Source organism: Pseudomonas sp. PA-1-3F (assembly GCF_021609665.1).
Taxonomy (GTDB): domain Bacteria; phylum Pseudomonadota; class Gammaproteobacteria; order Pseudomonadales; family Pseudomonadaceae; genus Aquipseudomonas; species Aquipseudomonas paracarnis.
This window is the reverse complement of sequence record NZ_WJZD01000003.1, coordinates 231,978-243,135: the sequence shown is the minus strand read 5'-3', so window position 1 is coordinate 243,135 and position 11,158 is coordinate 231,978. Positions and strand designations below refer to the sequence as shown.

The following is an 11,158-nucleotide window of genomic DNA, read 5'->3' as shown; positions in this document are numbered from 1 at the left end:
GGGGGAGGTGTGTCAGGGTCTGGATCACGGGGTTGGCCTCACGGTTATTGAGGTGCTGCCTCTGATGGGCGATCGTTCCCACGCTCTGCGTGGGAAAGCCTCACTGGACGCTCCGCGTCCGCTTTTTTTGGACTCAGCGCTTCACGGCCACTGGCTTGCAAAGCGCTGCCCGCTTGCTCAACTGCTCGAACACCGAGGGATACGCCGGCCGCTGCACATACCGCCCGGCCCCTCGCTGCGCGCGCAGGTCACCATCGGCCCACACCAGCTTGCCCTGGCTGATGGTGTGGCTGGGCACGCCGCGCACGGTCTTGCCTTCGAAGATGTTGAAGTCCACCTGCTGATGGTGGGTCTTGGCGGAAATGGTCCGCGTGCCCTCGGGGTCCCATAGCACCAGGTCGGCATCGGCGCCTACGCGTATCGCGCCTTTGCGTGGGTAGAGGTTGAAGATCTTCGCGGTGTTGGTGGAGGTCAGCGCGACAAATTCCTGCATCGACAAACGCCCGGTATTGACGCCTTCGTGCCACAGCAGCGCCATGCGGTCTTCAATGCCGGCGGTACCGTTGGGGATCTTGCTGAAGTCGTCACGCCCGGCGGCTTTTTGCTCGGCGCAGAAACAGCAGTGGTCGGTGGCGGTGGTGTGCAGGTTGCCCGCTTGCAGGCCGTGCCACAGCGCCTCTTGGTGCCCGCGTGGGCGGAATGGCGGGCTCATCACATAGCCGGCGGCGGTCTGCCAGTCGGAGTGTTGGTACACGCTGTCATCGAGCAACAGGTGGCCGGCGAGTACTTCACCGTACACCGCCTGGCCTTTGCCTCGGGCATAGGTGATTTCATCCAGGGCTTCCTTCGTCGACACATGCACCAGGTACAGCGGCGTGCCGATGGTCTCAGCAATTCGGATGGCACGGCTGGCCGCTTCGCCTTCCACCTGGGACGGGCGCGACAGCGGATGGGCTTCCGGCCCGGTGATACCCTGGGCCATCAGCTTGCGTTGCAGGTGGTACACCAGCTCGCCATTTTCGGCATGCACCGTGGGCACCGCACCGAGTTCCAGGCAGCGTTCGAAACTGGCGACCAAGGTGTCATCGGCAGCCATGATCGCGTTCTTGTAGGCCATGAAATGCTTGAAGCTGTTGATGCCGTGATGGCTGACCAGCTCGGCCATTTCCTCGCGTACCTGCTCGCTCCACCAAGTGATCGCTACGTGAAACCCGTAGTCGGCGGCAGACTTTTCGGCCCAGCCGCGCCACTGGTGGAAAGCTTCCATCAGCGATTGCTGTGGGTTGGGAATCACGAAGTCGATGATCGACGTGGTACCACCGGCCAAGCCTGCCGCCGTGCCACTGAAAAAGTCTTCACTGGCCACGGTGCCCATGAAGGGCAGTTGCATATGGGTATGGGGGTCAATGCCGCCTGGCATCAAGTATTGGCCGCTGCCATCGAGTATTTCGCAGCCTGCGGGAATATCCAGATTCGTGCCAATGGCGCGAATTAGACCCTTTGCGCATAACACATCGGCGCGGTAACTTTCATCATGGGTAATAACGGTGGCGCCACGGATCAACAGCGACATGTCGAGTTCCTCACAGGCTTGACCGGCTTGTGCCAGTTCTAAGTGTTGTAATACTGCGTACCGAGGGTCGGTTAATTCCTGTCATCGGTGACAGGAATAGAAACTAGCCCGAGTTTTTCGAATGAGCAAGAAGATTTTTATCAAGCCTTTAATGTTTTTATCTAATTGATTTATAAGGTAAAAATACTATTTTCACCAAAATGAAGCACGCCCACCCTGTTTTGACGCACTTGACAGGTTCTTGATCTGTTCAATATTTCTTATTGCAAATCAGGCGCTTGAGATATGCCGCTTGACGGCGTCGAGAAATAAAAATAATTGTGATGCACCAGTTTGAGACCTGCAGGTTCTGGCAACTTGCGTATTGTTTAGCCTGACGCGTGCGGCAAGTAGCGCAGGCTCAATTGGAAAGCTGATAAACATCAGAAAGTTATACAAGCGGTGCGGGTTCAGAGGCGGTTGTCGGCACGGTTATTGAGTGCACGGGCAGTTGGCCGGAACCCTGGATGTCATGTTGTTGATGCGGTACTCCGGCCACCTGAACCTGGCGTGCAGGTGAGCAACAATAATTTTAAAAAAACCGTGGAGCGGCCATGCAACAGAACAGATCGCAAGTCATCGAGCGCAACGGCCTGTACGAACTCGACGCCGGCCCCGACGTCCTCGACAGCCCTCGCTACAACCACGATATGGCACCTACCAAAGTGCACGAGCGCACCTGGAACAAATGGCACATCACCGCGCTGTGGGTCGGCATGTCGATCTGCGTGCCCACCTACACCCTGGGCGGGGTGCTCACGGCGTATTTCGGGCTGTCGGTGGGGGAGGCGCTGATGGCGATCCTGCTGGCCAATATCGTGGTGTTGATCCCGCTGACCCTCAACGCGTTTCCCGGCACCAAGTACGGCATTCCGTTTCCGGTGCTGTTGCGTTCGTCCTTTGGCATCCTCGGTTCCAACGTACCGTGCCTGATCCGCGCGCTGGTGGCCTGCGGCTGGTTTGGTATCCAGACGATGTTCGGCGGGCTGGCGATCCACCTGTTCCTGGGCTCGATTTTCGACGGCTGGAAAGCCCTCGGCGGTACCGGTGAGGTGATCGGTTTCATGCTGTTCTGGTGCTTGAACCTGTGGGTGGTGCTGCGCGGCGCCGAGTCGATCAAGCGCCTGGAAACCTTGTCGGCGCCGCTGTTGGTCGCCGTAGGAGTTGGTCTGCTGGTATGGGCGATGCCGAACGTGTCCCTCAGCGAGCTGATGGCTATTCCACCCAAGCGCCCCGAAGGCGCCAGCCTCACCGGTTACTTCATGGCGGGGCTTACGGCGATGGTGGGCTTCTGGGCCACCTTGTCACTGAACATTCCCGACTTCAGCCGCTACGCCAACAGCCAGAAAGACCAGATTCTGGGGCAGATCTTCGGCTTGCCGCTGACCATGTTCCTGTTCGCCGCCCTCGGCGTGGTCATGACCGCCGCCTCGGTGAAACTGGTGGGTGTGAGCGTCTCCGATCCGGTGAGCCTGATTGGTCATATCCAGAGCCCGGTGTGGGTGGCCATCGCCATGGCGCTGATCATCGTCGCCACCTTGTCCACCAACACTGCGGCGAACATCGTCTCGCCCACCAACGACTTCCAGAACATCGCGCCCAAGCTGATCAACCGCACCACGGCGGTGATTCTCACCGGCCTGGTAGGGCTGGCGTTGATGGCTCATGAACTGCTGAAAAAACTCGGGCTGATTGTCTCGGACGTCAGCCTGGAAACCGTGTATTCCAATTGGCTGCTGGGCTATTCAAGCCTGCTGGGGCCGATTGCCGGGATCATGGTGGTGGACTATTTCATCACCCGCAGACAACAGTTGGACCTGGCCGGCCTGTACCGCGACGACGTGTACCCGGCCTGGAACTGGAGCGGCTTTGTCGCCTTTGGCGTACCGGTGGTGCTGACGCTGCTGTCGCTGGGCAGCGATGCGTTCAGCTGGTTCTACAGCTACGGCTGGTTCACCGGCTCGGCGTTGGGCGGGGTGTTGTATTACGGGCTCAATGCCAAGCGCGCTAGCAGTCCACTCACCGCCAAATCCCCGTTGTAAACACGGTTCAGGTGGGAGCTGGCTTGCCTGCGATAGCGGACTATCAGTTAAAGCCGTGTCGCCTGACACACCGCTATCGCAGGCAAGCCAGCTCCCACAGTTGACCGCGTTAATTCATAAGAACCTGTAGCCTGAGGAGACCCCCATGAACGCTGCCCTCGACGTTCTGCAATCGACCCATCAGCACATCAACCGCGACCGTCTGTGGCAGTCGCTGATGGACCTGGCCAAACTCGGCGCCACCCCCAAAGGCGGAGTGTGTCGCCTGGCCCTTACCGACCTCGACCGCAAGGCTCGCGATCTCTTCGTGCAGTGGTGTGAAGCGGCGGGTTGCACCGTGACCATCGACGGCATCGGCAATATCTTTGCGCGCCGTCCCGGCCGCAATCCCGACCTGCCACCGGTGATGACCGGCAGCCATATCGACACCCAGCCCACCGGCGGCAAGTTCGACGGTTGCTTCGGCGTGCTGGCCGGTGTGGAAGTGCTGCGCACCCTTAACGACCTGAATGTGGAAACCGAGGCGCCGCTGGAAGTGGTGGTATGGACCAACGAAGAAGGCTCGCGTTTCCCGCCGTGCATGATGGGCTCAGGGGTGTTTGCCGAGAAGTTCACCCTGGCCGATACCCTGGCCAAGGTCGATACGGACGGCGTCAGCGTGGGGGAGGCGTTGAACGCGATTGGTTATGCCGGAACACGGTCGGTCAGCGGGCATAAGGTCGGCGCGTATTTCGAGGCCCATATCGAACAAGGGCCGATTCTGGAGGATGAACACAAAACCATCGGCGTGGTGCTCGGCGCCCTCGGGCAAAAGTGGTTTGACCTGAAGCTGCGCGGTGTTGAAGCCCATGCCGGCCCTACACCCATGCACTTGCGCAAGGATGCCCTGGTAGGCGCGGCAGCGGTGGTGGCCGCCGTGAACGCTGCGGCCTTGGCGCACCAGCCCCATGCATGCGGCACGGTGGGATGCCTGCAAGCGTATCCGGGATCGCGCAACGTGATTCCCGGTGAGGTGCGCATGACCCTGGATTTTCGTCATCTGGAACCGGCACGGCTGGACTCGATGATTGCCCAGGTGCGTCAGGTGATCGAAGACACCTGCGCCAAACATGGCTTGAGTTTCGACATGCAGCCCACGGCAGACTTCCCGCCGCTGTACTTCGACAAAGGCTGCGTGGAGGCGGTGCGCGATGCCGCCAATGGCTTGGGCTTGTCGAACATGGACATCGTCAGCGGGGCAGGGCACGACGCGATTTTCGTCGCTGAACTGGGCCCGGCGGGGATGATCTTTGTACCGTGTGAAGGCGGCATCAGCCACAACGAAATCGAAAATGCCGCGCCGGATGACCTGGCGGCAGGGTGTGCGGTGTTGTTGCGCGCGATGGTGGCCGCTTCAGCGGCCATTGCCAGCGGCCAGCTCGCGGCCTGATCGTTCCCACGCTCCGCGTGGGAATGCACCCTGTGACGCTCCGCGTCACGATTTTAGAGGCAGACGCAGAGCGTCCTGAGCGGCATTCCCACGCAGAGCGTGGGAACGATCAGTGGGTATTAACCCGGCTGCCAGCCGCCGCCGAGTGCGGTCAAAAGTCCCACGCTCGCCTGCAACTGCCGGGTCTGCACCGCCTGCAACGTTCTCTGTGCCTGCAACGCGGCGGTCTGGGCGGTGACCACGTCCAGGTAACTCACCGCCCCGGCCTGATAGCTGTTCATCGCCAAGGCCTGGGTATGTTGCGCCGCCTCTGCCGCCGCTTGCTCGTCCTCGGCTTGCTGCTGCAAATCCCGCAGTTGCGCGAGGTTATCTTCCACCTCACGCACGGCTTTCAATACGTGGCTACGGTACTGTGCCGAGGCTTCCTCGAATTCGGCCTTGGCCTGGCGCTCGTTGGCGCTCAAGCGTCCGCCATCGAAGATCGGCAGGTTCATCAGCGGCCCCAGTGCCCAATACCGGTTGCCGGCGGACAGCAGGTTGCCAACGCCTTGGGTCTGCCCGCCCAGCACACCGGTCAAACTGAAATCCGGGAACCACGCCGCCTTGGCCACGCCGATCGTTGCGTTGGCCGCAAACACACGACGTTCAGCTGCGGCAATGTCTGGACGACGCTGCAGCAAGTGGCTGGGCAACTGCGCTGGAATGCTTGGCAACGCCATTAACTGCGGGCTGGGCGGCAATGAAAAATCACTGGCCGTCACGCCCACCAATTCGCCGATGGCGTGCTCGGCGAGGTTGCGCTGGCCACGCACTTCGTCCAGCTGCGCCTTGGCTTCGGCCAGTTGGTTTTGCGCGCGGGTCAGGTCCAGTTCCGACGCAATCTGGCCTTCATAACGGCTGCGGGTCAGTTGCAACGCTTGGCTGAAGTCCTGCAACGACGTGTTGAGGATTCGGCCCTGTGCATCCAGCCCATTGAGCTGCACATACAGGCTCGCCAACTGTTGTTGCAGGCTCAGGCGCACCACCGCCAGATCATCAAAGGACGCTTGCGCCTGGGCATCGCCCGCAGCGACCTGGTTGCGGATTCTGCCCCACAGGTCGAGGTCGTAACCCAGGGAGAACCCAACGGTATTGCTGTTGTACACCGACGGCTGTGTAGTGCCGCGTAGCGGTCGTGAATCCGATTGACGTTGGCGCAGCGGTTGCGCGCTGGCGGTGATTTGCGGGAAAAGGCCCGCGTGCAGTTGACTGGCGTAGGCCTGGGACGCATCGAAATGCGCCAGCGCCGCAGCCAGGTCCGGGTTGGCCTTGAGCAGTTGCTGTTGCAGCGCGTTCAGGCGCGAATCGTTGTAAAGCTGCCACCACTGGGGCGCCAGTTGATCCGACGGTTGCGCGCTGTGCCAGGGGCCATCGCTGGTTTGTTCGCGGTAGTGGGCGGGCAGGTCAATCGACGGCACCGTATAGGTGGGCGCCATCGAGCAACCCTGCAACGCCAGCACCATCAGTGCTGCCAGCGGCTTAAGCCTTGGGCGCATGCGCACCTCCCAAGGCGTCGGCCAGTTGCACCGGGTCGCCTTCGCGCAGGGCGTCGGGCGGGTTGTCGATGATGCGGTCAGCAGGCTTCAGGCCTTGGTCGATCACCAGGCGCTCGCCGAGGTCCAGGCCAATATGAATGTCTTGCAGGTGCACATGGTTGCGACCGTCCAGTACCGCAACCTGGGTGCCCTGGGCGCGGAAGATCAAGGCGCTGGCCGGGATGCTCACGCCATGGGTATCGGCCGGAATCGGCAGGGTGACTTCGGCGTAATCGCCTGGCAGCAGTTCGCCGTTGGGGTTGTCGGCAACGAACTGGGCGAGCAGGGTGCCGGAGCGGCGGTCGATGGCAGTGGAGTCACCGATCAGGCGTGCCTTGAAGTGCTCGCCGGGGTGCTCAGGGACGGTCAGTTCAGCCTCAAGGCCCGTCTGAATCACCGCTGCATAGTTCTGCGGCACCGGCACGTACAAGCGCAATTGGTGGGTGTCGGCAATGTTGAACAGTTCCGGATCGCCGGCGTTATCGGCCTTGATCAACTGGCCGATGTCCGTGTTGCGGGCGGTGATGGTGCCGGCGAACGGCGCGCGCAGGGTCTTGTAGCTTTCCAGGGCGCACAGTCGTGCGTAGTCCGCTGCGGCGGCTTCGGTGTTGGCCTTGGCGGCTGCGGCGTTGGAGGTTTTCTCATCGGCGTCCTGGCGCGATACCGAATGGCTGGCCAGCAGGTTTTGCCAGCGGGTCGCCGTGGTGGCTGCCAGGCGTGCATTGGCTTGTTGCTGGATCAGGCGGGCATGGGCCTGGGCCAGTTGTTGGTCAAGGTCTGGGCTGTCGATTTCGGCGAGGATTTGCCCGGCCTTGACCTGGGCACCGATGTCGACTTTCCAGTCCTTCAAGTAGCCGCTGACCCGCGCATGGATCGCCGCTTTGCTCCATGCGTCCAGGTGGGCGGGCAGGCGCAGGGTGTCACCGCCGGCGTTTGGCTTGGGTTGGAACACCATTACCTGGGGGACGGCGGCGGCTTCGGTCCAGGCGGTGACCGACTGCTCGTGCAGCGTACGCGCGTGCAGGCCGCTGGCGACTAACAGGGCAGCCAACGTCAGGCCACCCACACCCAGGAGCATCAGACGCTTGCGCGAGGGTTTTTGATCAGGCGACATGGGGCGTTTCTCCAGCAGTTGCGCGAGTAGGATGACGACCGTGGACCAGGCTGAAGACCACGGGAACAAACAACAAAGTGGCGATGGTGGCGAAGACCAGGCCACCGATGACCGCCCGGCCGAGCGGGGCGTTCTGCTCCTCGGAAATGGCCAGGGGCAACATGCCGATGATCATTGCCAGGGCAGTCATGCACACCGGGCGAAAGCGCGTATAGCCGGCTTCCAGCGCGGCTTTCAACGCATCGCCATGTTCGGCCAGGCGCTCACGGCAGAAGCTCACCACCAGGATCGAGTTGGCGGTGGCCACGCCCATGCACAAGATGGCGCCGGTGAGTGCCGGCACCGACAACGAGGTGCCACTGAGGAACAGCATCCACACGATGCCCGCCAATGCTGCCGGCAACGCCGTGATGATCACAAAGGGGTCGGCCCACGACTGGAAGTTGACGACGATCAGCAAGTAGATCAGCACCACCGCGCCGAGCAGTCCGAAGCTCAAACCACTGAACGCCTCATGCAGCGCATCGATCTGCCCGTGCAGGCTGATGGTCGCGCCTTTGGGGCGCAGGGACGCAGTATCATCCAGCACCTTTTGCACATCGCGGGCCACACCGCCGAGGTCGCGGCCTTGCACGTTGGCGTACAGGTCCAGGGTAGGCTCGATGTTGTAGTGGGTCACCACGGCAGGGCTCTGTACCCGGGAGATGGTTGCCACGCCGCCGAGAATTTGCGCCTGCCCATCGGCACCGGTCACTGGCAGCGCTTCCAGGGACGGCAGGCTGTCGAGGCGGTATTGCGGGGTGGCGGCGACGATGGAGTAAGACACGCCGTTGGCCGGGTTGAGCCAGAAGGTCGGCGCGGTTTGCGAGCTGCCGGCGAGGGAGGCGACCATGCTGTTGGTGACGTCACGCTCGGTGATGCCCAGGCCATTGGCGCGCATACGGTCCACGTTTACTTGCAGCGAGGGGTAGCCGGTGGACTGCTGGATCCGCAGGTCGGCAATCCCCGGTACATGTTGCAAGCGCCGTTCAAGCTCGACGGCATAGGCGCGGTTTTCGGCGTCATTGCGCCCGGAGATTTTGACGTCCAGAGGGGCGGGAGCGCCGAAGTTGAGGATCTGGCTGCTGATGTCGGCGGGCAGGAACGCAAAGTGGCTGCCGGGGAAACTTTGCGGCAGGGCTTCACGCAGTTTTTTCACATAGTCGGCGGTGGGCGCGTGGTGCGTTTTCAAGCTGACCTGGATGTCACCGTCCTGCGGGCCGATGGTGCCGCTGCTGCTGTAGGCCATGTCGATGCCGCTGAGCGGAATGCCAATATTGTCGACGATGGTGTCCAGTTCTTCGGCGGGGATGACCTCGCGGATCCGTGCTTCGATGCGATCGAACGCCGCGGCACTTTCTTCGATGCGCGTGCCCAGTGGCAAGCGCACATGCAGGGCCAAGGCACCCGCATCGGTGGCCGGGAAAAAGTCCTGGCCCAGGCTCGGCAACAGCAGGAACGACGCGAGTACGCAGGCCAGGAACCCGACAATGAAGCGCTTGCGTGCGCCCAGCGCCAGCGTCAGCAGGCCATGGTAGGTGTCGCGGATATTGGAAAAGTGCCGTTCGAATCCCTGTTGAAAATTCAGCACCGATTGCAACAACGCATTGCGCGGCCTCACGTGCTGTTCACCCTCGTGGTGATTGATGAATGCATCTTCCGGATGATGCCCCGCGCCTGCCTCCGGCCTATGTGGTTTGAGCAAATACATCGCCAGCGTCGGCACCAGGGTACGCGAGAGAATGAACGAACTGGCCATGGCAAAGATCACCGCCAGCGCCATTGGCCGGAACAGGTAACCGGCGATGCCTTGCAGCAAAAACATCGGCACGAACACGATGCAGATGCACAACAGCGAGACGAAAGCCGGGCCGACGATTTGCGCGGCGCCGTCGAGAATCGCGGCCTTCACCGCCTTGCCTTGCTCCAGGTGCCAGTTGATGTTTTCGATGGTCACCGTGGCGTCGTCCACCAGGATGCCCACCGCCAACGCCAGCCCGCCCAATGTCATCACGTTGAGGGTTTGCCCACTGACGGCCAATAGCGCGATGGCCGACAGCACTGCCAGGGGAATCGACGCGGCGATGATCAAGGTCGAGCGCCAACTGCCGAGAAACAGCAGGATCATCGCACTGGTGAGCAGTGCGGCAATGATGCCTTCCTGGGCCACGCTGCCCACCGACTGCTTGACGAACACCGAGGCATCGCCCAGCAGCGAGGTTTTCAGCGACGGTGGCAAGGTTTCGTTGATGCGCGGCAGCATCTGCCGGATACCGTCGATGATCGACAGCGTGGAGATGCTGCCGTTTTTCAGCGCCGGCATCAGCACGGCGCGATGGCCGTCGACCCGCACGATATTGGTTTGCGGTGGTGAACCGTCGCGCACATGGGCCACTTGGCCGATGGTGATCAGCGCACCGTCGACGGTCTTGATCGGCAAGTCGTTGAGCTCATCAATCGCCTTGGGGCTGTTGTTGAGCAGGATCGTGTATTCGTTGGGGCCGAGCTTGGCGGTGCCCACCGGGATGATCTGGTTCTGCAGCGCCAGGGCGTTGCCCACGTCTTGGGCCGACAAGCCTTTGGCGGCCAGGGCTTGAGGGTCGAGGTCGAGGGTGATCTGCCGTTGCTTGCCACCCATTGGGGTGGGCATGGCCAGGCCGGGCAGGGCGCTCAAGGGCAGGCGGATATTGTTCTGCACCAGGTCGCGAATTTTGGCTTCCGAAAGGCTGGGGCTGGAGAACGCCATTTGCAGGATCGGCACCGTGGAAGCGCTGTAGTTGAGGATCAGCGGCGGGGTGATGCCCGGTGGCATTTGCTTGAGCACGGTTTGTGACACCGCCGTGACCTGGGCATTGGCGGTACGGATATCGACGCCAGGCTGGAAGAAGATCTTGACGATGCCCATGCCGGGCAACGATTGCGACTCGATATGTTCGATGTCGTTGACGGTGGTGCTCAGGGAGCGTTCGTAGGTGTAGATCACCCGGCCGGCCATGGCGTCCGGAGACAGGCCGTTGTACTGCCACACCACGGCGACCACGGGAATGCCGATATCGGGAAAAACATCCGTGGGCGTACGCAGGGCCGCCATCGGCCCGATGATGCAGATGAATATAGCCAGCACGATGAAGGTGTACGGCTTGTGCAGTGCGGTCTTTACCAGCCCGAGCATGCGTGAGTCTCCGAGAAGAGCAGGATTGCAAACCCCGGCAGTCTTGACCGACCCACCTAACACGCACCTTTCAGCCAGGTGAAGGAAGTTTTAGTCAAGGGCTGAAGATACTTTCATAGGGATTCATTTGTTCCAGGAAGGGCGGCTCATCAAGCTTGTCAGCCATCGGATACGAG

General features: G+C 61.6%; 6 protein-coding genes. 2 read left to right on the top strand and 4 right to left on the bottom strand.

The window, feature by feature from the left end; genetic code table 11:
* Window positions 1-133: 133 nt before the first annotated feature.
* The gene (hydA, locus tag GIV26_RS03525; protein ID WP_236279503.1) at window positions 134-1,573 is read right to left on the bottom strand and encodes a dihydropyrimidinase; all 1,440 of its coding nucleotides are present in this window, start codon (window positions 1,571-1,573) and stop codon (window positions 134-136) included.
* A 593-nt stretch (window positions 1,574-2,166) separates the two neighbouring features.
* On the opposite strand from hydA, the gene GIV26_RS03520 reads away from it, so the two are divergent.
* Window positions 2,167-3,654: an NCS1 family nucleobase:cation symporter-1 gene (locus tag GIV26_RS03520; RefSeq protein ID WP_054898257.1), complete on the top strand. Its 1,488-nt coding sequence runs from the start codon at window positions 2,167-2,169 to the stop codon at window positions 3,652-3,654.
* A gap of 145 nt (window positions 3,655-3,799) precedes the next feature.
* The gene (locus GIV26_RS03515) at window positions 3,800-5,083 is read left to right on the top strand and encodes a Zn-dependent hydrolase (protein ID WP_054917386.1); all 1,284 of its coding nucleotides are present in this window, start codon (window positions 3,800-3,802) and stop codon (window positions 5,081-5,083) included.
* Between the two features lie 119 nt (window positions 5,084-5,202).
* Here GIV26_RS03515 and GIV26_RS03510 read toward each other — a convergent pair whose 3' ends face one another.
* The 3 genes from GIV26_RS03510 to GIV26_RS03500 are packed head-to-tail and all read right to left on the bottom strand — an operon-like array spanning window position 5,203 to window position 10,982.
* The gene (locus tag GIV26_RS03510; protein WP_034127954.1) at window positions 5,203-6,618 is read right to left on the bottom strand and encodes an efflux transporter outer membrane subunit; all 1,416 of its coding nucleotides are present in this window, start codon (window positions 6,616-6,618) and stop codon (window positions 5,203-5,205) included.
* Window positions 6,602-7,771, bottom strand: a complete 1,170-nt coding sequence (locus GIV26_RS03505) for an efflux RND transporter periplasmic adaptor subunit (protein ID WP_236279502.1) — start codon at window positions 7,769-7,771, stop codon at window positions 6,602-6,604. Before GIV26_RS03505 ends, GIV26_RS03510 begins: the two co-directional genes overlap by 17 nt.
* Window positions 7,761-10,982, bottom strand: a complete 3,222-nt coding sequence (locus GIV26_RS03500) for an efflux RND transporter permease subunit (RefSeq protein WP_096143792.1) — start codon at window positions 10,980-10,982, stop codon at window positions 7,761-7,763. Before GIV26_RS03500 ends, GIV26_RS03505 begins: the two co-directional genes overlap by 11 nt.
* Between the last annotated feature and the right edge of the window lie 176 nt (window positions 10,983-11,158).

Coding starts and splice junctions, on each gene's coding strand:
- GIV26_RS03515 (WP_054917386.1), top strand. CDS start 3,800: ATGAACGCTGCCCTCGACGTTCTGCAATCGACCCATCAGCACATCAAC.
- GIV26_RS03510 (WP_034127954.1), bottom strand. CDS start 6,618: ATGCGCCCAAGGCTTAAGCCGCTGGCAGCACTGATGGTGCTGGCGTTG.
- hydA (WP_236279503.1), bottom strand. CDS start 1,573: ATGTCGCTGTTGATCCGTGGCGCCACCGTTATTACCCATGATGAAAGT.
- GIV26_RS03505 (WP_236279502.1), bottom strand. CDS start 7,771: ATGTCGCCTGATCAAAAACCCTCGCGCAAGCGTCTGATGCTCCTGGGT.
- GIV26_RS03500 (WP_096143792.1), bottom strand. CDS start 10,982: ATGCTCGGGCTGGTAAAGACCGCACTGCACAAGCCGTACACCTTCATC.
- GIV26_RS03520 (WP_054898257.1), top strand. CDS start 2,167: ATGCAACAGAACAGATCGCAAGTCATCGAGCGCAACGGCCTGTACGAA.